This window comes from Micromonospora humi, assembly GCF_900090105.1.
In the GTDB taxonomy this organism is placed as follows: domain Bacteria; phylum Actinomycetota; class Actinomycetes; order Mycobacteriales; family Micromonosporaceae; genus Micromonospora; species Micromonospora humi.
Genome location: NZ_FMDM01000017.1, coordinates 30181 through 52794, shown reverse-complemented (window position 1 = coordinate 52794; position 22614 = coordinate 30181). Strand labels below are relative to the sequence as shown.

Genomic DNA, 22614 nt, shown 5'->3' with positions numbered 1-22614 from the left:
GTGGCACAGTCCGCAGCCGAGCCGTGGATCAGGAGGCCACCACCAGCCGGCGCGGCGGTGCCGGGGTCGGCGCCCCGAACGGAGGGCCGGCCGGGGTCCAGGAGCCGAGCACGGCGGCCCGGGTCGCGCCGGTCACCGAGGGCACCGCGCCGGGCAGCCCGTGCCAGCTCAGCCAGCCCAGCAGCGCGAACGCGTACGCCTCCTTGGCCTGCGCCGGCACGCCCAGCTCGTCGGTGGTGCGCAGCCGCCAGCGACCCGCCCCGAGCGCGGCCAGCCGTGCCCGAAGTGTGGGATTACGCACTCCCCCGCCGGCGGCCACCACCTCGGTCACCCGGTGCCGGTCGCAGGCGTCGGCGACCGTGCGGGCGGTCAGCTCGGTGAGCGTGGCCAGCACGTCGTCGGCGGCCACCGGCTCGCCCAGGGCGCCCAGCGCGGCGTCCAGGTAGCCGGCGTGGAACAGCTCCTTCCCCGTCGACCTGGGTGGCGGTGCGGCGTAGTAGGGCTCGGCGAGCAGCCGGGCCAGCAGCGCCCCGTGCACCCGGCCGGCGGCGGCCCGCGCCCCGTCGACGTCGCAGGGCCGACCCAGGAACCGACGGGCGGCGGCGTCCAGCAGCGCGTTGGCCGGGCCCACGTCGTACCCGAGGACCGGCGCCCCGGGCGCGACCACGGTGAGGTTCGCGATCCCGCCGAGGTTCAGCGCCGCGCGCGGGGAGGTGCCGGCGTCGAGCAGCAGCGCGTCGAACGCCGGGACCAGCGGCGCGCCCTGCCCGCCGGCCGCCACGTCCGCCGAGCGCAGGTCGTGCAGCACCGGTACGCCCACCCGCGCGGCCACCCGGGCCGGCGCGCCGAGCTGGAGCGTGCCGCGCACCCGGCCGCCGTCGACCCAGTGGAAGACGGTCTGCCCGTGCGACACGACCGCGTCGGCCGCGCCGCCGGCCAGCTCGACGCCGACGGAAGCCGCCTCGGCGAACACCTCGCCGAGGCGGTTGTCCAGCCGGCAGACCGCCTCGATCGTGGTGGCCGCCGGCGGCAGCAACGCGCCGATCCGCTCCCGCAGGTCGTCCGGGTAGGCCAGCTCGCGGTGACCGAGCGGCCGCAGCCGCAGCGTGTCCCCGTCGAGGGTGAACTCGCCGGCCGCGACGTCCACCCCGTCGTACGACGTCCCCGACATCAACCCGACGATCTTCATCGGGCCAGGCTAGTCACTGTGCCGGGGGCAGGAACAGGCCGACCAGCTCGACGTGCTGGGTCATCGGGAACAGGTCGAACCCGCGCAGCCCGGTCAGCCGCCAGCCCGTCTCGGCGAACGTCCGCACGTCCCGGGCGAACGCGGCCGGGTCGCAGGCCACGTAGGCCACCGCACGCGGGCTCGCGGTCACCACGCCGCGCACCACCGCCGCGCCGGCGCCCGAACGCGGCGGGTCGAGCACCACCAGGTCGACCGGGCCGGTGATCCGGCGGCGGGCCAGCGCGGTCTCCACCCGGGCCGCGACCACCTCGACGCCGGACAGGTCGGCCAGGTTCGTCCGGGCCGCGGCCACCCCGTCCGGGGCCGACTCGACCACTGTCACCCGGGACCCGTCGACCCGCCCGGCCAGCGCGGCGGCGAACAGCCCGGCCCCGCCGTAGAGGTCCCACGCGGTCTCGCCCGGCTTCGGGTCCACCAGGTCGAGCACGGCGTCGACCAGGGCGTCCGCGGCGGCCGGATGCACCTGCCAGAAGCCGGCGGCGGGCAGCGTGAACGACCGCCCGGCCGCCGTCTCCCGGACCCGCTCCGGCCCGCTCACCCCGGTCGCCACCCCGTCGGCGTACGCGACCACGGCGACGTCCCCGCCGCTGCTGGCGACCGTCTCCACCGCGTCGGCGTCCGGCCAGCGGGCGCCGGTGACCGGGAGCACCGGCAGCTCCTGGATCGCCGGGTGGGCGATCAGGCAGCGGTCGATCGGCACCACCTCGTGCGAGCGGTGCTTGAGCAGCCCGGCCCGGCCGGCGGCGTCGACCGCGTAGCGGACCCGGGAGCGCCAGCCCAGCGACCCGCCGGGCAGCGCCTCGACTCGGACGGCGAGCGCGTCCACCTCGGCGTCGGTGAGCCCGCCCAGCCGGGTGAGCTGTTCGCGCACCACGGCGGCCTTCCAGTCGAGCTGGGCGGCCGGCGCGACGTGCTGGAGGTCGCACCCGCCGCACGCGCCCGGCCGGGCGTACGGGCAGGGCGGGGTGACCCGGTCCGGCGAGGCGTCGAGGATCTCCACCGCGTCGGCGCGGGCGAAGCCCCGGTGCAGCTCGGTCACCTCGGCCACCACCCGCTCGCCCGGCAGGGCGTGCCGGACGAAGACCACCTGGCCGCCGACCCGGGCCACGCAGTGCCCGCCCGGGGCGACCGCGTCGACGGTCAGCTCGACCCGCTCGGCCTCCGCCAGCCCGGGTCGCGGATCCGCGCTCATGAGCGGCCCTCCGGCTCGCCCGAGGCGGTGGTGCCGACCGGTGGCGGCAGGGTGCTCTGCGGCGCGACCCGGGGGCCGCGGGCCGGGCCCCGGCTGAGCGTGGCGTCGAGGCGGTCCAGGTTCTTGCTGGCGGTGGACGCGAGCTGCCAGGGCACGCTGGTCACCATCACGCCCGGCTCGAACAGCAGCCGGCCCTTGAGCCGCAACGCACTCTGGTTGTGCAGCAGGTTCTCCCACCAGCGGCCCACCACGTACTCCGGGATGAAGACGGTGACCACGTCGCGGGGCGACTCGCGGCGGACCGAGGCGACGAAGTTGATGATCGGCCGGGTGATCTCCCGGTACGGGGAGTCGATCACGGTCAGCGGCACCGGCAGCTCGCGGCGCTCCCAGTCGGCCTGCAGGTCCCGGGTGTCCTTCTCGTCGACGTTGACGGTGACCGCGGTGAGCGTGTCCGGCCGGGTGGCCCGGGCGTAGGCGACCGCCCGCAGCGTCGGCTTGTGCAGCTTGCTGACCAGCACGATGGCGTGGTTGCGGGCGGGCAGCACGCCGCGCTGCTCGGTCGGCTCCAGCTCGGCGGAGATCCGGTCGTAGTGGCGGCGGATGCCGAGCATGACCACGTACATCACGGCCATCGCGACGATCGCGATCCAGGCGCCGAGCAGGAACTTGGTGACCAGCACGATGACCAGCACCACGCCGGTCATGGCCATGCCGAACGCGTTGATCGCCCGGGACCGGACCATCCGGCGGCGCGCCTCCGGGTCCCGCTCGTTGCGCAGGTGCCGGTTCCAGTGCCGGATCATGCCGGCCTGCGACAGCGTGAACGAGACGAACACGCCGACGATGTAGAGCTGGATGAGCCGGGTCACCTCGGCCTGGAAGCCGACGATCAGCACCACGGCGGAGACGGCGAGGAAGACGATGCCGTTGGAGAACGCCAGCCGGTCGCCGCGGGTGTGCAGCTGGCGGGGCAGGTAGCGGTCCTGCGCCAGGATCGAGCCGAGCACCGGGAAGCCGTTGAACGCGGTGTTCGCCGCCAGGAACAGGATCAGCGCGGTCATCCCGGCGACGACGTAGAGCAGCACCGAGCCGCCGCCGAACACGGTCTCGCCGAGCTGCACGGTCACCGTCTTCTGCACGTACCCGTCCGGGCCGGAGACGATCTGGCTGGGGCTCTCGACGAACTGCAGGCCGGTCTTGCGGGCCAGCAGGATGATGCCGACCAGCATGGTGACCGCGATGCCGCCGAGCAACAGCAGCGTGGTCGCCGCGTTCTTGGACTTCGGCGACTTGAACGCCGGTACGCCGTTGGAGATCGCCTCGACGCCGGTGAGCGCGGCGCAGCCGGAGGAGAACGTCCGCAGCAGCAGGAAGATCAACGCGAACCCGGTCACGCTGTGCTCGGCGTGGATCTCCAGGCCGGCGCTCGGGGCGCGCAGGTCGTCGCCGAGCACGAAGATCCGTACCGCGCCGGTCAGCAGCATGCCGCCGATGACGATGACGAAGCCGTAGGTGGGGATGGCGAACGCGGTGCCCGACTCGCGCAGGCCGCGCAGGTTGATCGCGGTGAGCAGCACCACCGCGCTGACCGCGATGAGCACCTTGTGGGTGGCCACGAACGGCACCACCGAGCCGAGGTTGGCCACCCCGGAGGAGACCGACACCGCGACGGTCAGCACGTAGTCGACGAGCAGCGCGCTGGCCACCGCGAGGCCGGCGCGCGGCCCCAGGTTGACGGTGGCCACCTCGTAGTCGCCGCCGCCGGAGGGGTAGGCGTGCACGTTCTGCCGGTAGCTCGCCACCACGGTCAGCATCACCACGACGACGGCGAGGGCGACCCACGGCGAGAAGAAGAACGCCGAGGCGCCCGCGATGGAGAGCGTCAGCAGGATCTCGTCCGGGGCGTACGCCACGGACGAGAGCGCGTCGGACGCGAAGACCGGCAGCGCGATGCGCTTCGGCAGCAGGGTGTGCTGGAGGCGGTCGGACCGGAACGGTCGACCGAGGAGGAGTCGCTTCAGCAGCGAGGTGGGGCTGGCCACAACCGACAAGCGTACGGCCACCCGGCGCGGGGCGGTGGGGTGGCTGATCACCGCCGTGCGCGCCCGCACGGTACGGTCGGTGCCCCGTCGGGGGCGGGGACGTGGCAGGCTTCGCAGTGGACGGGTCGGCGGGCGGCACCGTGGGAGGAGCGGACACCGTGCATGTCGTGATCATGGGCTGCGGCCGGGTCGGGTCGACCCTGGCCCACAGCCTGGAGTCCCGGGGGCACTCGGTGGCGGTGATCGACCAGGACGCGGACGCGTTCCGCCGTCTCGGGCCGGACTTCGCGGGCATCACGGTCACCGGCGCGGGCTTCGACGGCGAGGTGCTGCGCGAGGCCGGCATCGAGCGGGCCGACGCGTTCGCCGCGGTCTCCAGCGGCGACAACTCCAACATCATCTCGGCCCGGCTGGCCCGGGAGACGTTCGGCGTGTCCCGGGTCGCGGCCCGGATCTACGACCAGCGCCGGGCCCAGGTCTACGAGCGCCTCGGCATCCCGACCGTGGCCACCGTCCGGTGGACCGCCGACCGGATGCTGCGCCACCTGGTCCCCGAGGGCAACGTGGAGATCTTCCGCGACCTGACCAGCACCGTGTCGATCGTCGAGGTGCCGGTGCACAAGGACTGGATCGGCCGGTCGCTGCGGCAGCTCGAGGAGTCCGCGGGCGCCCGGGTGGCCTACCTGACCCGGTTCGGCATCGGCACCCTGCCCACCGCCTCCACCGTGGTGCAGGAGGGCGACCAGGTCTTCATGCTGGTGACCGACGACATCGCCGCCTCGGTCACGTCGGTGGCGGCGGCGCCGCCGGAAGGGGGGCACTGAGCCATGCGGATCGCCATCGCCGGCGCCGGCAACGTGGGCCGCTCGATCGCCCAGGAGCTGATCGACAACGGCCACCAGGTGATGCTGATCGAGCGGCAGCCCAAGATGCTGCGGCCCGACCGGGTGCCGACCGCCGACTGGGTGCTCGCCGACGCCTGCGAGCTGGCCAGCCTCGAGGAGGCCAACGTGGCCGGCTGCGACGTGGTGGTGGCGGCCACCGGCGACGACAAGGTCAACCTGGTGGTCTCGCTGCTGGCCAAGACCGAGTTCGCGGTGCCCCGGGTGGTGGCCCGGGTCAACCGGGCGGAGAACGAGTGGCTCTTCACCGAGCAGTGGGGCGTCGACGTGGCGGTCAGCAAGCCGCGGGTGATGGCGGCGCTGGTCGAGGAGGCGGTCACCGTCGGCGACCTGGTCCGGCTGATGACGTTCCGGCAGGGCGAGGCGAACCTGGTCGAGATCACCCTGCCGCCGACCGCGCCCTACGTCGGGCAGCCGATCCACGCGGTGCCGATCCCCCGGGACGCGGCGCTGGTGGCCATCCTGCGCGGCAAGCGGGTGCTGGTGCCCACCCCGGACGACCCGATCGAGGCCGGCGACGAGCTGGTCTTCGTGTGCACCGCCGAGGTGGAGGACGAGGTCCGCGCGGTGATCCTCGGCCCGGAGAGCACCGAACGGCAGCGCGGACGCGCCTGACGCCGGCCCGGGGTCAGGCGCCCGGCAGCGGGGTGGCGGCGGCGCCCTCCCGGGTGACCCGGCGCACCACCCAGACCGTGATCAGCAGCAGCAGCGCGTACGGCGGGTAGCCCAGGGCCAGCCGGGCCACGCCGAGCGCGGTGTCCTGGTGGGCCAGGTAGAGCCCGGCCTGCACGCCGACCTTGGCCAGCCACACCACGCCCCAGAGCACGGTGAGCTGGGTGAACGTGCGCACCAGCCGGGGGTCGTCGCGCCACTCGGAGCGGCCCTTGGCCACCAGTACCGACCAGATCCAGCCGACCAGCGGCTGCCGGATCGCGGCCGAGAGCAGCAACGCCAGGCCGTAGCCGATGCCGTAGAGGATGCCCGGCAGGTAGAAGTCGCGCTCGTTGCCCGTCCGCCAGGCGATGGCCGCGCCGATGCCGACACCGAACAGGCCGTTGACCGCGTGCCGCACCGGCTTGCGCTGGACCAACCGGAGCACGGCGATCAGCAGCGCCACCGCGATGGAGGCGATCACCGCCGGGCGCAGCTCGCCCACCACGTTGGCGATCACGAAGACCACCACCGGGATGCTCGACTCGACCAGGCCGCGCCACCCGCCGAGCTGGTCGGCCATCTGCTCGGCCATGCTGGGCAGCCGCTCCTCGTCCTGCGGGTCGAGCCCCGACGGGGTGTGCTGCTGTCCGGTCGTCACTTCGGCGGCTCCAGCTCGTAGTGCGGGTTGTAGATCACCTTGCGGTCGTCGCGCACCGCCACCCGGCCGTGCGCGGTGAGATGCCGGCCCGGCTCGATCCCGGCGATGTGCCGCCGGCCCAGCCAGACCAGGGTGACCACGTCGTTGCCGTCGTAGAGGTCGGCCTCCAGCGTGGGCAGGTTGGTGCGCGGCGTGTAGACCACCGTGCGCAGCCGCCCGGCCACCGAGACCACCTGGCCGCGGTTGCACTGGTGGGTCGGGGTGCCACCGGACTCGGCGCTCTCCCGGCGCAGCTCCTGCGCCTCGATCTCGGCCTCGCTCGCGGTGAGCCGTTGCAGGAGCCGCCGCAGCGACACCCGGCCCTGGTCGGTCGTCATGACCTCCGCGTCACCCTCTCCACCGGCGGGGCTCCGCGGACGGCGGAACCGTCAGGCCAGCGTACGCCGGTCCGGCCCGTCGGCGGCACCGCCGGGCACCGGCGGGCACGCGTCGCGGGCCCGACCTGCCGGTCCACCAGCGGCCGGGGGCGGACCCGCGGGCCGGGGGCGGACACGTGTCGGGCCCGGTCCCGCCGGCTCCTGCGCCGACGGGGCCGGGCCCGACGCGGTGACTCAGACCTCCTGCGAGCCCGCGGCCTGCTGCTCCGCGGCCTGCTGCTCGGCGACCTCGCGTGGCAGCCGCAGCGGCAGCGGCTCCCGGACCGGCTTGGCCTCCTGGCCGCGGTCCACCACCAGGCCGTCCAGGCAGGCGGCGAGCGGGCCGGCGGCGGCCGGGTCGGTGGCCGCCCGGCCCTGGAAGACGCCGCGCACCATCCAACGCGGCCCGTCGATGCCGACGAAGCGCAGCTCGGTCACGCCGTCCGGGGTGCGCACCCGGGCGCGCAGCTCGGGGCCGCGCTCGCCCTCGACCTCCTCGGCGGTGGCGCCGTCGTTCGCCAGCGAGGTGCGGATCTCCTCGCGGACCTCGTCCCAGATGCCGTCCGAGCGGGGCGCGGCGAAGACGCCGAGCTGCAGGGCGTTCTGCCCGTGCACCAGCACCACCTGCTGGATCACGCCCTGCGGGTCGGCCTGCACCCGCACCTCCACGTCCGGCACCGCCGGGATCTGGAGGCTGCCCAGGTCGAGCCGGGGCTCGTCGGGCGCCTCGCTGACGTCGTACGGCCCGCGGGCCGGACCCGTCGAGGTCTCCTCGGCGGCCAGGGCGCCGTTGTCACGCGCCTGCCGCGCCTCGTCGGCCCGCTTCCGGGAGAAGATCACTGCGTCCACCCTCCGCTGTTCGCACTCACCCTGCCACCTCTTCGTTCTGCCCGCCGGCCGCAGCCGGAACCAGCCCGGCGTGCCCGCCGGTGGACCCGTGGCCCCCGGCGCCGCGCCGGGACCCGGGCAGCTCGGCCACCGGCCGGAACTCGGCCCGGGCGACCCGCTGGACGACGAGCTGCGCGATCCGGTCGCCCCGGCTGATCGTCGCCGGCGTGTCCCGATCATGGTTGATCAGGTTGACCAGGATCTCACCCCGGTAGCCGGCGTCGACCGTACCGGGCGCGTTGAGCACCGTCACGCCGAGCCTGGCGGCCAACCCCGATCGGGGGTGGACCAGCCCCACGTACCCCTCCGGCAGGGCCACCGCGACGCCGGTGGGCACCAGGGCCCGGCCGCCGGGCGGCAGCTCCACGTCCGCGGCGGCCACCAGGTCCGCGCCGGCGTCGCCGGGATGGGAGTACGCCGGCAGCGGCAGCTCCGGGTCGAGCTGCCGTACGGGCACGGGCACGACATCTGTCACGGTCATCCTCTTCCGTCCGGTCCTCGCGGGGTGACCCTGCCATCCTGCCGGTTGGTCGGCGCGCCACGCGCCGTACCCTCGCAGTGTGCGTCAGTCGTCATCCCCGGCCGCCCCGACGGCCACCCCCGCGCCCTACGCGGAGCGTCTGGGGCTGCCCTGGTGGGCCTGGCCCGCGGGGCTGGCCGTGGCCGGGCTGCTCGCCGCCGAGCTGTGGCTGGGCGCGACCGGGTTCCGGGCCTGGCTGCCGTTCGTGCTGCTGATCCCCGCCACGGTGGCGGCGCTGGCATGGCTGGGCCGGATCCGGGTGGCGGTCCGCGACGGCGAGCTGCTGGTCGACGACGCCCGCCTGCCGGTGCGTCACGTCGCGGACGCGGTGCCGCTGGACGCGGCCGGCCGGCGCGAGGTGCTCGGCGTGGGCGCCGACCCGCTCGCCTTCGTGGTGCAGCGCCCGTGGGTCGGCGGCGCCGTCCAGGTGGTGCTGGACGACCCGGCCGACCCCACCCCGTTCTGGGTGGTCAGCACCCGGCACCCGGTGGAGCTGGCCGCGGCGTTGCTGGCCGCCCGCGACGCCGCCTGAGCGCGGCCGGGCCCCTCAGGTCGGCTTGCCGGGCAACCCTCGGGCGGTGTGCCGGAGGTCCTTGCGGAGCTGCTCGCCCAGCGCCCGGGTGGCCCGGCGGTTGAGATAGCCGGCCACTGCCGCGCCGGTCAGGAACGGCCCGAGCGTGGTGAGGTTGCGGCCGAAGCGGCGCAACAGGCTGTCCCGCAGCTCCCGGCGGGCGGCGGTGCCGAGCACGGCGCTCACCCCGACGCCGGGCATCATCGGGTTGATCCCCCGCTGGCCGGCCCAGGACTGCACCAGCGCGACCGTACGCGCGGTGCCGCCGGTGGGCAGCGGCATCCGGTGCAGCTCGTGCAGCTCCCCGATGAGCTTCAGCTCGATCGCCACCACGGCGACCGTCTCGGCGGCCAGCAGGACGGGGGCGGAGAGCAGGGTCGGCGTGACCGCCCACTCGACCGCGGCGACGCCGCCACCGGCCGCGCCGATGCCGGCGGTGGCCCGGGACGCGTTGCGGACCAGTCGGTCGGCGAGCGCGTCGTCGTCCAGGCCGGGGAAGTGTCGCCGCAGCGTGGCGACGTCACGGATCGGCACGTGCGGCGCGACCTCGGCGACCGTCTCGGTCATCCAGCGCAGTGCCGCCCTGGGTTTGAACAGGTCGCTGATCCCGCGGGCCCGGGCCTGGCCGACCAGCCGGACCAGCAGTTGCCGGCGACGGGCCGGTGCGATGTCGTCGGCGGTCAGCGCGGCGACCGTGGCGCCCAACTCCTCGCCGGAGTCGCCGCCCGCGCCGCCCTCGCCGGACGGCGTGTGGGCCGCCTCCGGGGCGACCGGGTCGCTCGTCGGGTCCGGGGCGACCGGGTCGCTCGTCGCCTCCCGGGTGGACGGTTTCGGTCCCGTCCCCGGGACCGGCGTCCGGTCGGTCCCGCCGGCCCGCTCGCTGCGCTCGCTCACCCGTCCGCCCTCCTGCTCCGCGCGGCGTGGAGGCCGCCCGTACGAGTCAAGCAGCTTCCCGCCACCGGCGCACGGCGGCTCGAACAGCGGCGGCCCCGTCGAGGAGGCCGCCGCCGGTGTCCCGGCTCGGGATCAGACGCACTCGCGGCAGATCAGGTCGCCGTTGCGCTCGACCGCCAGCTGGCTGCGGTGGTGGACCAGGAAGCAGCGGGCGCACCGGAACTCGTCCTGCTGCATCGGGAGGACCTTGACCGTGAGCTCCTCGTCGGCCAGGTCGGCGCCGGGCAGCTCGAAGCTCTCGGCCACCTCGGCCTCGTCCACGTCCACGGCGCCCGACTGTGAGTCGACCCGCCGGGCCTTGAGCTCCTCGAGGCTGTCCTCGCCGAGGTCGACCTCGTCGCGACGCGGGGCGTCGTAGTCGGTGGCCATCGGTTTCACTCTCCAATATCGATATGGTCGCTGCCGGTTGTAACGCCGGACGACGCCGTTTCGGTTCCCCTGGCCGGCCACCATCTGTGTCGGGCACCCGACCCGACGACCGTTGGGTCGGGCTTGCCGGAGCGGAACCCCCCGGCGAGCGCGGAACCTTACCCCCCCTTTGGGCGAGGCATGTATACCGCCCTCGCGGGAGAGATGTACGCCCCTGGGCCCGAAGTTGTTCCCAATGTGACTCAGGCGACACGAAGATAGGGGTAGTCCTACCCGTTCCCTCCGTGGCGCGCCGGCATGTCGGACTGTTTCCACGCGGGAGCCGGACAAGGGTTAACCTCAGCGGCGTACTCCGACGGTCGACAGACGCGGCCCGACCGCGGCGGCCGCCGCCACCCAATCACTGTCCGGGGAGCGCCCAGGATGAGTTTTGCGCGAGTGCGGGCACTCGTTGTCGTCGGACTGCTGGCGGTCATCGCCCTGGTCTTCGTGATCGTCGCGGTGGTTCGCGACAGTCAGAGCGAGGCCGGCACCGCGGCCGGCTGCCCCGACGGCTGGCCGCTGGTCGACCTGCGACTACGCGAGCAGAAAGACGTGAAGATCAACGTCTTCAACGCCACCGACGAGGCCGGCCGGGCCGGCAGTGTCGCGGACGACTTCCGCAACCGGAAGTTCCAGGTCAAGAAGGTCGGCAACGAGAAGAAGGCGGTCGACGGCGTGGCGGTGCTGCGCTTCGGCCCCAAGGGCGTGGGCTCCGCCCACCTGCTGCGCGCCTACTTCCTCAACGAGGCCGAGCAGGTGTTCCAACCCACCCGCAAGGACGACACCGTCGACGTGGTCCTCGGCAACAGCTACCAGCAGCTGGCCACCACCACCGAGGTGAACCAGTCGCTCGGCGACCTCGGCGCGCCCGAGGCGCCGGCCCAGACGTGCCCGATGCCGGTCGAGAAGTGACCGGCGGGCCGGACCACCGGCCCGACGACGACACAGGGCGGTCCCCCGGGCATCCGGGCGGGGCCGCCCTGTCGCGTGTCCCGGCGCCGGCACGGCTTCTCCGCCGTACCGCGGCGCGGGCACGGCCGCCCGGCACGCCGGAGTGGGGGCACAGCCGCCACACGCGCCGGAGCACGGGCACGGCCGCCCGGCACGCCGGAGTGCGGGTCAGGGGCCGCCGGAGGCGTCCAGGTCGGTGAGGCGGGTGTGCAGCGGCCCGTGCAGCGCCGGCGGCGCGGCGAGCACCAGGTCCGGCCCGGCCGGCCGGCCGGACACCCCGGTCACCAGCAGCCCGGCCTCCCGCGCCACCAGCCCGCCGGCGGCGAGGTCCCAGGCGGCCAGCCCCTTCTCGAAATAGGCGTCCACCCGCCCCTCGGCGGCGAGGCAGAGGTCGAGCGCGGCAGCGCCCATCCGGCGGATGTCCCGCACGTGCGGGATCAACTCGGCGACCACCCGGGCCTGGTGGGAGCGGCGGCCGGCGTCGTAGCCGAAGCCGGTGGCGACCAGCGCCTGCCCGAGATCGGTCTCGGCGGAGCAGCGCAGCCGCCGACCGTCCCGCCAGGCCCCGCCGCCCACGGTCGCGGTCCACTCCTCCCCGGTGAACACGTTGCGCACCACCCCGGCGACGACCTCGCCGGCCACCTCGGCGGCGAGCGACACCGCGCAGTAGGGCAGCCCGTAGAGGTAGTTGACGGTGCCGTCGATCGGGTCGACGACCCAGCGCACGCCGTCCGGCGCGGCGGGGCCGGTCTCCCCGGCGCCGTACTCCTCCCCCAGCACCGCGTCGCCGGGCCGCCGATCCCGCAGCGCGGCCAGCACCTGCCGCTCGACCGCGCGGTCGGCGGCGGTGACCACGTCGGTCACCGTGCTCTTGGTCGCGGCCACCGACACGCCCTCGGACCGCATCCGGTGAGCGGTGGCGGCGGCGTCCCGCGCCACCTCGACGGCGATCGTGAGCAGTTCCTGCGGCGAGGGCGCCGAGGTGGTCATGTTCGTCCCTTCCCGCACGACCGGGACCGCCCGGTTCGCGCGTGGGTATCATCCTTACAAAGTCCACATCTGCGCCGAATCGGCGGTCCCGGCCACGGTTACGCCGTGCGGCGCGGGATGATCGCGGCAGACGGCGTTACAATTCACCCTGCCCACGCGCCACGGACCGCCAGCGACCGGACGGACCGGGACACGGGGGTCCCTCAAAGACTCGCCCGGCACGGCCGTTCGTGCTGCGCCGGACGACCCGGCCGTGCTCGCTCTTCGCCTCCGGAAGGTCATTCGTGACAGAACCCCGCCAGACCGGCGCCGACGTTCGCTCGCTCACCGACACCCTGATCGCCCACGCGCAGAGCGCCGGCGGTCAGCTCACGTCGGCCCAGCTCGCGCGCACCGTCGAGTCCGCTGAGGTGACCCCGGCCCAGGCCAAGAAGATCCTCCGCGCGCTCTCCGAGGCGGGCGTGACGGTGGTGGTGGACGGCTCCGCGAGCACCCGACGCCGGGTCGCCGCGGCCCGCTCCGCCACACCGGCTTCCCGGGCCACCACCGCCAAGACCACCAAGAAGGCCGCCGCGCCCGCCCCGAAGCAGGCGCCCGCCGCCGACGAGGCCCCCGCTCCGGCCCCGCGCAAGGCCACGGCCCGCAAGGCCGCCGGCGGCGCCGAGGTGGCCGCGAAGGTCGCCGCCCCGGCGAAGGCCACCAAGGCGACCCGGGCCACCAAGGCCACCGTGGCCGCCAAGACGGCCGCGGCCAAGCCGGCGAAGCCCGGCGCCGAGGGTGACGTCGACCCGGAGACGCTGGCCGCCGAGATCGAGGACGTGGTGGTCGAGGAGCCGGCCGAGCTGGCCCAGGCCGCCGCCGCCGACGCGGCGAGCTCCGCCACCGACGGCGACTTCGAGTGGGACGACGAGGAGTCCGAGGCGCTCAAGCAGGCGCGTCGCGACGCCGAGCTGACCGCCTCCGCCGACTCGGTCCGCGCCTACCTCAAGCAGATCGGCAAGGTCCCCCTGCTCAACGCGGAGCAGGAGGTCGAGCTCGCCAAGCGGATCGAGGCCGGCCTCTACGCCGCCGAGCGGCTGCGCGCCGCCGACGAGGGCGAGGAGAAGCTGGTCCGCGACATGCAGCGCGACCTGATGTGGATCTCCCGGGACGGCGAGCGGGCCAAGAACCACCTGCTCGAGGCGAACCTGCGGCTGGTGGTGTCGCTGGCCAAGCGCTACACCGGGCGGGGCATGGCCTTCCTCGACCTCATCCAGGAGGGCAACCTCGGCCTCATCCGCGCCGTCGAGAAGTTCGACTACACCAAGGGCTACAAGTTCTCCACGTACGCCACCTGGTGGATCCGCCAGGCCATCACCCGCGCCATGGCCGACCAGGCCCGCACCATCCGCATCCCGGTGCACATGGTCGAGGTGATCAACAAGCTCGGCCGGATCCAGCGCGAGCTGCTCCAGGACCTGGGCCGCGAGCCCACCCCGGAGGAGCTGGCCAAGGAGATGGACATCACACCGGAGAAGGTGCTGGAGATCCAGCAGTACGCCCGGGAGCCCATCTCGCTCGACCAGACCATCGGCGACGAGGGCGACAGCCAGCTCGGTGACTTCATCGAGGACTCCGAGGCCGTCGTGGCGGTCGACGCGGTGTCGTTCTCGCTGCTGCAGGACCAGCTCCAGCAGGTCCTGCAGACGTTGTCCGAGCGTGAGGCGGGTGTGGTGCGGCTGCGCTTCGGTCTCACCGACGGCCAGCCGCGCACCCTGGACGAGATCGGCCAGGTGTACGGCGTGACCCGGGAGCGCATCCGCCAGATCGAGTCCAAGACCATGTCCAAGTTGCGGCACCCCTCGCGTTCCCAGGTGCTCCGCGACTACCTGGACTGACCGCACACGTCAACCAGACGTGTCGCTTTGATCACCAGCCGTAGAACACTGATCAGTGATCGGTCGGTTGCACGTTTGTGATCGTTGACGTGGCACCCTTGGTGCACGGCACACTGTCTTCCACGCCAGGTGTGACCTCGGTCCCCCGCGGGCACACAGGGAAGGCAGGGCCCGAGATGGGTGTTGCACGATAGGTGAGCAACGACCGACGAGTGTGTTCATCGGTGACGACCAGAGGAGGAAGGCGATGACCCCGACCCTCACGCCGCCGCCCGAGACGGTGAGCCCCCCGGCCGCCGATGAACGGTGCGACCGCTGTAATGCTGCCGGCAAGCTCCGCATCACCCTGTCGGGTGGGAGTGAGCTGGTGTTCTGTGGGCACCACGCGAACAAGTACGCGGAGGATCTCGTGAAGATCACCGTGCGGTACGCGACGGACCCGGAGTTCAGCTGGCGGGGCACCGATCTGATGGCGAACTGAGCCGACAAACAATCCGCAACGCGACATAACCGACCGGAGACGCCCAGACGGGCGCCTCCGGTCGGTTTTTCGTGCCCTGCCGTCGGTGGTGTTAAGAAGGGGCCACGCCTCTACCGCAGGCGTTAAGAAGGGGCCCCTCCTTACAAGGTCTGCACGGTGGCGATGCGCTCCTCGAGCTGCTCGATCGTCGCCTGGGCGCTGGGCGGGCCGCCGCAGAGCCGGCGCAACTCGGCGTGGATCTTGCCGTGCGGCTGGCCGGTGCGGTGGTGTCGGGCGGCCACCAGGGCGTTCAATTGCCGCCGCAGGGCCACCCGACGCTGGGCCGCGCTCAGCACCGGGGGCGCCGCCACCGGCGCGGCAGCGGCCGGCTCAGCGGTCCGCTGGGCCGCCCGGCGCTTCTGCGCGGCGAGCTGGTCGGCCTGCCGCTTGGTCAGCAGCAGGGAGACCTGGTCGGCGGTGAGCAGACCGGGCAGGCCGAGGTATTCCTCCTCCTCCGGGGTGCCGGCCTGGGCGGCGGTGCCGAAGGACGCGCCGTCGAAGATGACCTGGTCCAGCTCGGCGGTGGCGGAGAGCGCGGCGAACCGCTTCTCCAGCTCGCCGCTGGCGCCGTCGTCGCGCTGGGCGCGCTCCAACAGGTCGTCGTCGAAGCCCTCGCGGTCCTTGGGCTTGCCGAGCACGTGGTCCCGCTCGACCTCCATCTCGCTGGCCAGCCCGAGCAGGTGGGGCACGCTGGGCAGGAACACCGAGGCGGTCTCGCCGGGCCGGCGGGCCCGGACGAACCGGCCGATCGCCTGCGCGAAGTAGAGCGCGGTGCTGGCGCTGGTCGCGTACACCCCGACGGCCAGCCGGGGGATGTCCACGCCCTCGGACACCATCCGCACCGCGACCAACCAGCGTTGCTCGGACGTCGCGAACGTCGCGATCCGCGCGGACGCGCCCTGGTCGTCGGAGAGCACCACGGCGGCCTTCTCGCCGGTCACCTGCTCCAGCAGCTTCGCGTACGCCCGCGCCACCTGCTGGTCGCTGGCGATGACCAGGCCGCCCGCGTCGGGCATGCCGTTGGCCCGCAGCACGCTCAGCCGGGCGTCGGCGGCGCGCAGCACCTGCGGCATCCAGTCGCCGGCCGGGTCCAGCGCGGTGCGCCACGCCTGCGCGATCAGGTCCTGCGTCATCGGCTCGCCCAGCCGGGCGGCCAGCTCGTCGCCGGCGTTGGTGCGCCACCGGGTCTCCCCGGAGTAGGCCAGGAACAGCACCGGCCGGACCACGCCGTCGCGCAACGCGTCGGAGTAGCCGTAGACGGAGTCGGCTCGGGAGCGCAGCAGCCCGTCCCCGCCGCGTTCGTAGCTGACGAACGGGATCGGGTTGTCGTCGGAGCGGAACGGCGTGCCGGTCAGCATCAGCCGGCGGACCGCGGGCTCGAACGCCGCCTTGACGCCGTCGCCCCAGGTCCGGGCGTCGCCGGCGTGGTGGATCTCGTCGAGGATGACAAGCGTCCGCCGGGTCATCGTGCGCCGCCGGTGCACCTGCGGCGCCATGCCGACCTGGGCGTACGTGACCACCGCGCCGTGGAAGTCGGCGGCGGAGTGCAGGTCGGCGTTGCGGAACGCGGCGTCGAGCTGGATGCCGACCCGGGCCGCGGCCTGCGCCCACTGGGTCTTCAGGTGCTCGGTGGGCGCGACCACGGTGACCGCCTCGACGGTGCCGTCGGCGAGCAGCTCGGCGGCGATCCGCAGGGCGAACGTGGTCTTGCCGGCGCCGGGCGTGGCGACCGCGGTGAAGTCCTCGGCGCGGCGGCGCAGGTATTCCACCATCGCCCTGCGTTGCCAGGAACGGAGGGGCGGGAACGTGTCGAGCGCCGGCAACCGCGGTGGCACGCGTGCTCCTCTCCCCATGAAAAGACCCTCGCGCATCCGGTGCCGCGAAGGCCGACCCAGCATAACCAGCGGGGGCGTGCCGCCCCACCCGACGCCACGCTGGTCACATCCGCACCGTCGGCACCGGGGCGGACCAGCGCCGGCGCAGCGAGATCAGGCGCAGCCCGAAGACGAAGACCGCCGCGCCGGTCAGCGGCACGGTGGTGGCCCGCCCGTACGTCGACAGCAGCGCCACCACGACGGAGCCGGCGAGCGCGGCCACGGCGTAGATCTCCCGGCGCAGCACCACCGGGATCTCGCCGGTGAGCAGGTCCCGGCCGAGCCCGCCGCCGATCGCGGTGAGCATGCCGATCATGCAGGCGCCGACCGCCGGCACGTGCGCGTCGAGCGCCTTGAGCGTGCCGGTGACGGTGAACAGCGCCAGCCCGGCCGCGTCGAGCACCAGCACCGTGGTGCGGAGTCGGGCGAGCTGGGGATGCAGCCGGAACACCGCGGCGGCGGTGACCGCGGCGGTGACCGCGTAGCGCCAGTCGGCGAACGCCAGCGGGGGCACCTCGTCGATGACCAGGTCGCGGAAGATGCCGCCGCCGAGGGCGGCGACCACGCCGACGAAGACCACCCCGAACAGGTCGAGCCGTTTGGCGACCGCCGCGGAGGCGCCGGAGGCGGCGAAGACCGCCACGCCGGTCAGGTCGGCGAGGAGCAGGGCGGTGGAGGTGGTCACCGCCGCAGGTTACGTGGGCGGGCGGCGGAGCCGCCCGCGATCACTCGCCCCAGGACTCGTAGATCTCCTTGCACTTCGGGCAGACCGGGGAACCGGGCTTGGCGGCCTTGGTCACCGGGAAGGTCTCCCCGCACAGCGCGATGACGTACGTGCCCATGACCGCGCTCTCGGCGATCTTGTCCTTACGCACGTAGTGGAACATCTCGGGGCCGGTGTCGGCGTCCTTCTGCTCCGGGCGTTCGAGAATCTCAGTGCTCACGTCCCACCTCCGGCTTTCCAGTTTCGCAGGCCGGCCGGGTCGGGTCCACCACAGCCCTCCCGGCGGGCGGCCCGTAACGTAACGGAAGTGACCAACTTTCGCATCAGCCTCGGTGGTGAGGTGGCCGACGCCCTGCGGGACGGCCGTCCGGTCGTGGCGCTGGAGAGCACCATCGTCTCGCACGGCCTCCCCCGGCCGGACAATCTGCGCGTGGCGCGGCAGATCGAGCAGGCGGTCCGGGACGCGGGCGCGGTGCCGGCCACCGTCGGCATGGTCGCCGGTGAGCTGCGGGTGGGGTTGGACGACGCCCAGTTGACCCGGCTCGCCACGGTCGACGGCGTGAGCAAGCTCTCGGTCCGCGACCTGGCTCCGGCGGCGGCCACCGGCGCGGACGGGGCCACCACTGTCGCGGCCACCAGCGCGGTGGCGGCGGCGGCCGGCATTCCGGTGTTCGCCACCGGCGGGCTCGGCGGGGTGCACCGGGAGGCGGCGCAGACGTTCGACGAGTCGGCCGACCTGGTCACGCTGGCCCGGACCCCGATCGCGGTGGTCTGCGCCGGGGTGAAGTCGATCCTCGACGTCGGCGCCACGCTGGAGCGGCTGGAGACGCTGGGGGTGGGCGTGGTGGGCTACCGCACCCGCCGGTTCCCCGGGTTCTATCTGACCGACGCCGGTTTCGACCTGGACTGGTCGGTGGACTCGCCGGAACGGGTGGCCGACGTGCTGGCCGCCCGGGCCGCGCAGGGCGTGCACCGGGGCGCGCTGATCGTGGCCAACCCGCTGCCGGCCGACGAGCAGCTCGATCCGGCGCTGCACGACCGCACCCTGGCCGACGGGTTGGCCGCACTGGCCCGCGAGGGCATCACCGGCAAGGCGGTGACCCCGTTCCTGCTGGCCCACTTCCACGCCGCCACCGAGGGCGCCAGCCTGGCGGTGAACGTCCGGATCATCCTGCGCAACGCCGACCTGGCGGCGCGGATCGCGGTCGCCGCGGCCGGCCTGCGCGCCGGCACCCCGTGAGCGCGGCGCCGCGCGTCGTCGTGGTCGGCGACGTGATCACCGACGTGGTGGCCATGCTGTCCGGGCCGCTCGCGACCGGCTCGGACACCGCGGCCGGCATCCGGTTCAGCGGTGGCGGGCAGGCGGCCAACACCGCGGCCTGGCTCGCCGGGCAGGGCGCGGCCGTGACGCTGGTGGCCGCGGTGGGCGACGACGAGACCGGCCGGGAACGGGTGGCCGAGCTGACCCGGATCGGCGTGGACTGTGCGGTGGAACGGCACGAGGGCTACCCGACCGGCACGGTGATCGTGCTCACCCACGACGGGGAGCGCACCATGGTCAGCCAGCGGGGCGCGAACCTGCGGCTGACCGCGCGCCACGTGGACGCCGCGCTGGCCGGGGCGCCCGACGCCGGGCACCTGCACCTGTCCGCGTACACCCTGTTGGACGTCGGGTCGCGCGGCGCGGGCCTGCGGGCGCTGGCCGCCGCCCGCGAACGCGGGCTGACGGTGAGCGTCGACGCGGCCTCCGCGGCGCCGTTGCGGCGCGTCGGCGGGGCGTTCCTGACCTGGGTACGCGACGTCGACCTGCTGCTGGTCAACACGGACGAGGCGACGGTGCTGGCCGGCGGCCTGGACCCGGCGGCGCAGGCCCGGGCGCTGACCTCGGTGGCGCACCGGGTGGTGGTCAAACGCGGCGCGGCCGGGGCGGTCTGGGTGGAGCGCGGCGGCCGGGTGGAGGCCGCCCCGGCGCCCGGGGTGGCCGTGGTCGACGTCACCGGCGCGGGGGACGCGTTCGCCGCCGGCCTGCTCACCGCCTGGCTGACCGGCGCCTCGCCCGGCGCGGCGCTGGCCCGGGCCGGCGACCTGGGCGCGCTTGCCGTGACCCGGGTGGGGGCCCGCCCGGAAGCCTGACCCGGTGGAGGGCCGGCCGGTGCCACGCCGGCCCGGCCCTCGCCCCCCCGCTGCCGGCGTGTCGCGCCGGGGACGAGGCACTGCTTTTTCCGCGCTATGACTGTGAGTCATAAATATGACCGACAGTCATAGGGACTTTTCCCGGACCGCTCTCCGCGCGCGTCACGGAGAGTGCTCGGGGTCAGGGCTCGGCGTCGATGACCTTGTGCGGGCGTTCCTCGGCGGACAGCGCCATCGGCGGGGTCTCGTCGCGGGCGCGGGGCTGGAACCGGTTGGCCAGGCGGTGCTCCTCCTTGGGCGGGCGGTCGTTCGCCAGCAGCACCGCGAGCCACGGGATGATCGCCATGCCGAGCGCACACAGCGACAACCACAGCCACAGCAGCGGGGCCTGGACGCCGACCAGGATCGCGCCCACGACCAGGCAGGCGACACGGATGCCCATCATCAGCACGTAACGCTTCTGCCGGCTGCTGAGCTGGTCGTCCTGGCTGCGCGAGGCGTCGGTGATCAGGATCGGCTGGTAGGCCTGATGCTTCACCACGGACCTCCTACGAGGGGATACGCCCATCCTGTCACTCCACCCGGACGATCGGCGACAATCGGTCCACGTGTTACGCCCGTGGTACGCTCCGGAGTGTGGCCAACCGGTTCAGCTTCACCGACGAGGCGCTGGCCAACCTGCGGGTCTACGACGTCACGCCCGGGGAAGTCTGGGAGGCCCTGCACAGCAACCGCCGGGTCATCCGGCACCTCGGTGACGACGTCATGGTGGTCTACGCCACCGACCACCGCGGCCGGCGGCTCGCCGTGCTGCTGGCCGAGGCCGACGGCACCGACAACGACTGGGACATCCTCTCCGCCCGCGAGCTGAGCGACGTCGAGGCCAAGCGCTACGACGAGGCGGTGCGGAGGTCACGCCGACGAGGAGGCGGTCACGATGCACCGTGACGAGGCGACCAAGCGGTTCCACGGCGGCGGCGACGCGTTCGCCGACCTGATCGACGAGACGCCGCCGGCGCAACTGCCCACCCCCGACACCGACGTGCCGATGGTCAGCCGGTCGGTCCGGCTTCCGCTGGAGACCTACGACCGGGTCCGGGCCGCCGCCGAGGCGCGCGGCATCGGGGTGACCACGCTGATGCGGCAGTGGATCGAGGCCGGCCTCGCCGACCTGGACGACTCGGCCACGGTCTCGCTGGCCGACGTGCGGCGCGCGCTGGCCTCGCTGTCCCGCCCGACCGCCGCCTGAGCGCTCAGGCCTCGGGGCCGGCCTCGCCGAGCGCCTCCCGCCCGACCGGCGACGCGGAGGACTCCGGTGGCGCGCCCTGGGCCCGCCGCGCGTCGGCGAGCGCGACGAGCGCCAGCACCCCGGCCACCACACCGAGCGCCAGGACCGCCGGCCCGGTCGTCAGCACCGGCGCGACCAGCACCAGCGCCGCCAGGCCGATCAGCCGGGAGCGGGACACCCGGCCGAAGATCTCGTACTCGAAGCGGGACCGGGCGGCCAGGAACAGCGCCGGGCCGCCCACCACGAAGACCAGCCAGCGCGGGTCGGCGTCCTCGTGCGGGTGGGCGATGACCAGCTCGTAGCCGACCGCGGCGGTGAGCACGCCGAGCACCATGAACAGGTGGGTCCGCGCGGCCGACTCGGCCAGCCGCCCCGGCGTGCCGGCCAGCCGCAGCGCCTCCGCGAGCAGGTGCCCGGCCCGGTGGAAGTAGAGCCGCCAGAGCAGCGCGGTGACACCGAACGCGAGCGCGAACGCGGCGGCCGACCGGCCGGAGAACCGTTCCCCGCTGTAGGACACGCCGATCACCAGGATCGACTCGCCCAGCGCGATGAGGAAGATCTGCTGGTAGCGCTCGGCCAGGTGTTCCCCGGCGACCAGCCAGCTCCGGATGCGGGACGGACCGATCCGGGGCAGCGGCCAGCCCAGGAAGGCGCCCAGATAGTCGGCCGCCAACGCCGCCACCCAGAGCGGCAGGCGCAGGTCGGGCACCAGCGCGCCGACCAGCCAGAGCGGGGCGGTCGCCGCGGCCCAGCCGGTCAGCCGCACCGGCACCATCCGCCGCGGATGCCCGCGCAACGCCACCACCAGGACCAGCGGACGCCCGACCATGATCACCACGTACGCGAGCGCGAACGCCAGCGCCCGCTCCTCCAGCGCGCGCGGCAGCGTCACCCCGAGCACCAGGCTGCCGAACATGACGCCGACCACGACCGCCTGGATGACCACCCGCTCCGGCTCGTACCGGCTGGTCACCCAGGTGGTGATGGTCCAGACGTGCCAGAGCACCAGGAAGAGCAGCAGCGTCCGGAGGACGCCGGTCGTCATCTGCGCGCCGTCGACATCGGCCACCAGGCGCTGGGACACCCGGGTCAGCGCGAAGACGAAGACCAGGTCGAAGAAGAGCTCCAGGAACGTGGCGCGCTCGGCGCTGGACGTGGTGCGCAGCAGCGCCCCGCCCCGCTGCCCGGTCACCCCTTCGCGGCCTTCGCCTCCGCCTTCGTCCGCTGCTTGAACTCGCGCACCCGACGCAGCGAGTCCGGGTCGGTCACGTCGGCCACCGACCGGTACGCGTCCGCGTCGCCGTAGCTCCCGGCCGCCTCGCGCCAGCCCGCCGGGGTCACGCCGAAGCGCTTGCCCAGCAGCGCGACGAAGATCTGCGCCTTCTGCCGGCCGAAGCCCGGCAACTCACCGACCCGGCGCAGCAGCTCACCGCCGTCGGACGCCTCGGACCAGAGCCGGGCCGGGTCGCCGTCGTAGCGCTCCACCAGCGCCCGGCAGACCTCCTGCACCCGGGCCGCCATCGCCTTCGGGAAGCGGTGCAGCGCCGGCGGCCGGGCGAACAGCTCCACCAGCGCCTCCGGGTCGTACCCGGCCAGCTCCCGGGCGTCCGGCTCGTGGCCGAGCCGCTGCGCCAGCACGTGCGGCGAGGAGAACGCCTTCTCCATCGGCACCTGCTGGTCCAGCACCATGCCGAGGAGCAGGGCCAGCGGGCTGCGCGTCAGCAGCTCGTTGGCCTGCGGGTCGATGGGCAGGGAGAGCGTCATGTCCCCATCCTGCCGCCCCGGGCGCCGGTCCCG

At 74.1% G+C, this 22614-nt stretch carries 26 protein-coding genes; 10 read left to right on the top strand and 16 right to left on the bottom strand.

What is annotated here, in order from left to right:
- Positions 1–28 precede the first annotated feature (28 nt).
- Genes GA0070213_RS26630 through GA0070213_RS26620 form a run of 3 tightly spaced genes read right to left on the bottom strand, consistent with a single transcriptional unit; the run spans position 29 to position 4486 of the window.
- A complete protein-coding gene (locus GA0070213_RS26630; RefSeq protein WP_091070553.1) occupies positions 29–1189 on the bottom strand; it encodes an anhydro-N-acetylmuramic acid kinase in 1161 nt (386 codons plus the stop codon).
- A gap of 13 nt (positions 1190–1202) precedes the next feature.
- Positions 1203–2441: a class I SAM-dependent RNA methyltransferase gene (locus tag GA0070213_RS26625; protein ID WP_091070551.1), complete on the bottom strand. Its 1239-nt coding sequence runs from the start codon at positions 2439–2441 to the stop codon at positions 1203–1205.
- A complete protein-coding gene (locus tag GA0070213_RS26620) occupies positions 2438–4486 on the bottom strand; it encodes an APC family permease (protein WP_091070728.1) in 2049 nt (682 codons plus the stop codon). The genes GA0070213_RS26625 and GA0070213_RS26620 overlap by 4 nt, the downstream gene beginning before the upstream one ends.
- 158 nt (positions 4487–4644) lie before the next feature.
- On the opposite strand from GA0070213_RS26620, the gene GA0070213_RS26615 reads away from it, so the two are divergent.
- Positions 4645–5310, top strand: a complete 666-nt coding sequence (locus GA0070213_RS26615; RefSeq protein ID WP_091070726.1) for a potassium channel family protein — start codon at positions 4645–4647, stop codon at positions 5308–5310.
- 3 nt (positions 5311–5313) lie between these two features.
- Positions 5314–6003, top strand: a complete 690-nt coding sequence (locus GA0070213_RS26610; RefSeq protein WP_091070549.1) for a potassium channel family protein — start codon at positions 5314–5316, stop codon at positions 6001–6003.
- A 13-nt stretch (positions 6004–6016) separates the two neighbouring features.
- Here the strand turns inward: GA0070213_RS26610 and GA0070213_RS26605 are convergent, their stop codons facing one another.
- The 4 genes from GA0070213_RS26605 to dut form a co-directional block, all read right to left on the bottom strand.
- Entirely contained in the window at positions 6017–6700 is a 684-nt protein-coding gene (locus GA0070213_RS26605) for a DUF3159 domain-containing protein (protein ID WP_091070547.1), read from the bottom strand.
- Entirely contained in the window at positions 6697–7077 is a 381-nt protein-coding gene (locus GA0070213_RS26600) for an OB-fold nucleic acid binding domain-containing protein (RefSeq protein WP_091070543.1), read from the bottom strand. Before GA0070213_RS26600 ends, GA0070213_RS26605 begins: the two co-directional genes overlap by 4 nt.
- A 234-nt stretch (positions 7078–7311) precedes the next feature.
- Positions 7312–7956, bottom strand: coding sequence for a DUF3710 domain-containing protein (locus GA0070213_RS26595; RefSeq protein ID WP_091070541.1), 645 nt, complete (start codon positions 7954–7956; stop codon positions 7312–7314).
- Between the two features lie 25 nt (positions 7957–7981).
- Positions 7982–8479: a dUTP diphosphatase gene (gene dut, locus GA0070213_RS26590; protein ID WP_175441514.1), complete on the bottom strand. Its 498-nt coding sequence runs from the start codon at positions 8477–8479 to the stop codon at positions 7982–7984.
- A gap of 85 nt (positions 8480–8564) precedes the next feature.
- On the opposite strand from dut, the gene GA0070213_RS26585 reads away from it, so the two are divergent.
- Positions 8565–9056, top strand: coding sequence for a DUF3093 domain-containing protein (locus GA0070213_RS26585; RefSeq protein WP_091070536.1), 492 nt, complete (start codon positions 8565–8567; stop codon positions 9054–9056).
- 15 nt (positions 9057–9071) lie between these two features.
- Here GA0070213_RS26585 and GA0070213_RS26580 read toward each other — a convergent pair whose 3' ends face one another.
- Both GA0070213_RS26580 and GA0070213_RS26575 read right to left on the bottom strand, forming a co-directional pair.
- Positions 9072–9800, bottom strand: a complete 729-nt coding sequence (locus tag GA0070213_RS26580; RefSeq protein WP_091070723.1) for a hypothetical protein — start codon at positions 9798–9800, stop codon at positions 9072–9074.
- 321 nt (positions 9801–10121) lie between these two features.
- Positions 10122–10418: a DUF4193 domain-containing protein gene (locus GA0070213_RS26575; RefSeq protein WP_013284790.1), complete on the bottom strand. Its 297-nt coding sequence runs from the start codon at positions 10416–10418 to the stop codon at positions 10122–10124.
- Positions 10419–10856: 438 nt separating this feature from the next.
- Between GA0070213_RS26575 and GA0070213_RS26570 the strand changes: the two genes are divergently transcribed.
- Complete coding sequence (locus GA0070213_RS26570) at positions 10857–11372, top strand: LytR C-terminal domain-containing protein (protein WP_175441518.1); 516 nt, start codon at positions 10857–10859, stop codon at positions 11370–11372.
- A gap of 207 nt (positions 11373–11579) precedes the next feature.
- On the opposite strand, the gene GA0070213_RS26565 is transcribed toward GA0070213_RS26570, so the two are convergent.
- Positions 11580–12401 (bottom strand): inositol monophosphatase family protein, encoded by an 822-nt coding sequence (locus GA0070213_RS26565; RefSeq protein WP_091070532.1) that lies wholly within the window; start codon positions 12399–12401, stop codon positions 11580–11582.
- A 284-nt stretch (positions 12402–12685) separates the two neighbouring features.
- On the opposite strand from GA0070213_RS26565, the gene GA0070213_RS26560 reads away from it, so the two are divergent.
- Positions 12686–14278, top strand: a complete 1593-nt coding sequence (locus GA0070213_RS26560) for an RNA polymerase sigma factor (protein WP_091070531.1) — start codon at positions 12686–12688, stop codon at positions 14276–14278.
- A 247-nt stretch (positions 14279–14525) separates the two neighbouring features.
- Positions 14526–14759, top strand: a complete 234-nt coding sequence (locus GA0070213_RS26555; RefSeq protein ID WP_091070720.1) for a DUF7455 domain-containing protein — start codon at positions 14526–14528, stop codon at positions 14757–14759.
- Positions 14760–14899: 140 nt separating this feature from the next.
- Here the strand turns inward: GA0070213_RS26555 and GA0070213_RS26550 are convergent, their stop codons facing one another.
- From GA0070213_RS26550 to GA0070213_RS26540, 3 genes are all read right to left on the bottom strand, one after another.
- Positions 14900–16651 (bottom strand): DEAD/DEAH box helicase, encoded by a 1752-nt coding sequence (locus GA0070213_RS26550; RefSeq protein ID WP_091070529.1) that lies wholly within the window; start codon positions 16649–16651, stop codon positions 14900–14902.
- A gap of 85 nt (positions 16652–16736) precedes the next feature.
- Positions 16737–17357 carry a trimeric intracellular cation channel family protein gene (locus GA0070213_RS26545; RefSeq protein ID WP_091070526.1) on the bottom strand — a complete coding sequence of 207 codons (621 nt, stop codon included), beginning with the start codon at positions 17355–17357 and terminating at the stop codon, positions 16737–16739.
- 40 nt (positions 17358–17397) lie between these two features.
- Positions 17398–17616 carry a DUF3039 domain-containing protein gene (locus tag GA0070213_RS26540; RefSeq protein WP_091070524.1) on the bottom strand — a complete coding sequence of 73 codons (219 nt, stop codon included), beginning with the start codon at positions 17614–17616 and terminating at the stop codon, positions 17398–17400.
- A gap of 87 nt (positions 17617–17703) precedes the next feature.
- On the opposite strand from GA0070213_RS26540, the gene GA0070213_RS26535 reads away from it, so the two are divergent.
- Complete coding sequence (locus tag GA0070213_RS26535; RefSeq protein ID WP_091070521.1) at positions 17704–18636, top strand: pseudouridine-5'-phosphate glycosidase; 933 nt, start codon at positions 17704–17706, stop codon at positions 18634–18636.
- Positions 18633–19529 carry a carbohydrate kinase family protein gene (locus GA0070213_RS26530; protein ID WP_091070519.1) on the top strand — a complete coding sequence of 299 codons (897 nt, stop codon included), beginning with the start codon at positions 18633–18635 and terminating at the stop codon, positions 19527–19529. Before GA0070213_RS26535 ends, GA0070213_RS26530 begins: the two co-directional genes overlap by 4 nt.
- Before the next feature lie 181 nt (positions 19530–19710).
- Here GA0070213_RS26530 and GA0070213_RS26525 read toward each other — a convergent pair whose 3' ends face one another.
- Positions 19711–20067 carry a DUF3099 domain-containing protein gene (locus tag GA0070213_RS26525; protein WP_091070517.1) on the bottom strand — a complete coding sequence of 119 codons (357 nt, stop codon included), beginning with the start codon at positions 20065–20067 and terminating at the stop codon, positions 19711–19713.
- A gap of 98 nt (positions 20068–20165) precedes the next feature.
- Here GA0070213_RS26525 and GA0070213_RS26520 point away from each other — a divergent pair, with 98 nt between their 5' ends.
- Both GA0070213_RS26520 and GA0070213_RS26515 read left to right on the top strand, forming a co-directional pair.
- Positions 20166–20477 carry a hypothetical protein gene (locus GA0070213_RS26520; protein ID WP_091070514.1) on the top strand — a complete coding sequence of 104 codons (312 nt, stop codon included), beginning with the start codon at positions 20166–20168 and terminating at the stop codon, positions 20475–20477.
- Positions 20467–20778, top strand: a complete 312-nt coding sequence (locus tag GA0070213_RS26515) for a hypothetical protein (RefSeq protein ID WP_091070512.1) — start codon at positions 20467–20469, stop codon at positions 20776–20778. The genes GA0070213_RS26520 and GA0070213_RS26515 overlap by 11 nt, the downstream gene beginning before the upstream one ends.
- Positions 20779–20782: 4 nt before the next feature.
- On the opposite strand, the gene GA0070213_RS26510 is transcribed toward GA0070213_RS26515, so the two are convergent.
- Together GA0070213_RS26510 and GA0070213_RS26505 are read right to left on the bottom strand one after the other, a co-directional pair.
- A complete protein-coding gene (locus GA0070213_RS26510; protein WP_091070509.1) occupies positions 20783–22009 on the bottom strand; it encodes a low temperature requirement protein A in 1227 nt (408 codons plus the stop codon).
- Positions 22006–22581, bottom strand: a complete 576-nt coding sequence (locus tag GA0070213_RS26505; protein WP_091070507.1) for an HhH-GPD-type base excision DNA repair protein — start codon at positions 22579–22581, stop codon at positions 22006–22008. Before GA0070213_RS26505 ends, GA0070213_RS26510 begins: the two co-directional genes overlap by 4 nt.
- Positions 22582–22614: the final 33 nt, after the last annotated feature.

What these genes read in the sequence shown, in the direction of transcription:
- GA0070213_RS26630 (WP_091070553.1), bottom strand. Translation starts at nt 1,189, where the DNA reads ATGAAGATCGTCGGGTTGATGTCGGGGACGTCGTACGACGGGGTGGAC.
- GA0070213_RS26625 (WP_091070551.1), bottom strand. Translation starts at nt 2,441, where the DNA reads ATGAGCGCGGATCCGCGACCCGGGCTGGCGGAGGCCGAGCGGGTCGAG.
- GA0070213_RS26610 (WP_091070549.1), top strand. Translation starts at nt 5,314, where the DNA reads ATGCGGATCGCCATCGCCGGCGCCGGCAACGTGGGCCGCTCGATCGCC.
- GA0070213_RS26600 (WP_091070543.1), bottom strand. Translation starts at nt 7,077, where the DNA reads ATGACGACCGACCAGGGCCGGGTGTCGCTGCGGCGGCTCCTGCAACGG.
- GA0070213_RS26575 (WP_013284790.1), bottom strand. Translation starts at nt 10,418, where the DNA reads ATGGCCACCGACTACGACGCCCCGCGTCGCGACGAGGTCGACCTCGGC.
- GA0070213_RS26565 (WP_091070532.1), bottom strand. Translation starts at nt 12,401, where the DNA reads ATGACCACCTCGGCGCCCTCGCCGCAGGAACTGCTCACGATCGCCGTC.
- GA0070213_RS26555 (WP_091070720.1), top strand. Translation starts at nt 14,526, where the DNA reads ATGACCCCGACCCTCACGCCGCCGCCCGAGACGGTGAGCCCCCCGGCC.
- GA0070213_RS26550 (WP_091070529.1), bottom strand. Translation starts at nt 16,651, where the DNA reads ATGGGGAGAGGAGCACGCGTGCCACCGCGGTTGCCGGCGCTCGACACG.
- GA0070213_RS26515 (WP_091070512.1), top strand. Translation starts at nt 20,467, where the DNA reads ATGCACCGTGACGAGGCGACCAAGCGGTTCCACGGCGGCGGCGACGCG.
- GA0070213_RS26505 (WP_091070507.1), bottom strand. Translation starts at nt 22,581, where the DNA reads ATGACGCTCTCCCTGCCCATCGACCCGCAGGCCAACGAGCTGCTGACG.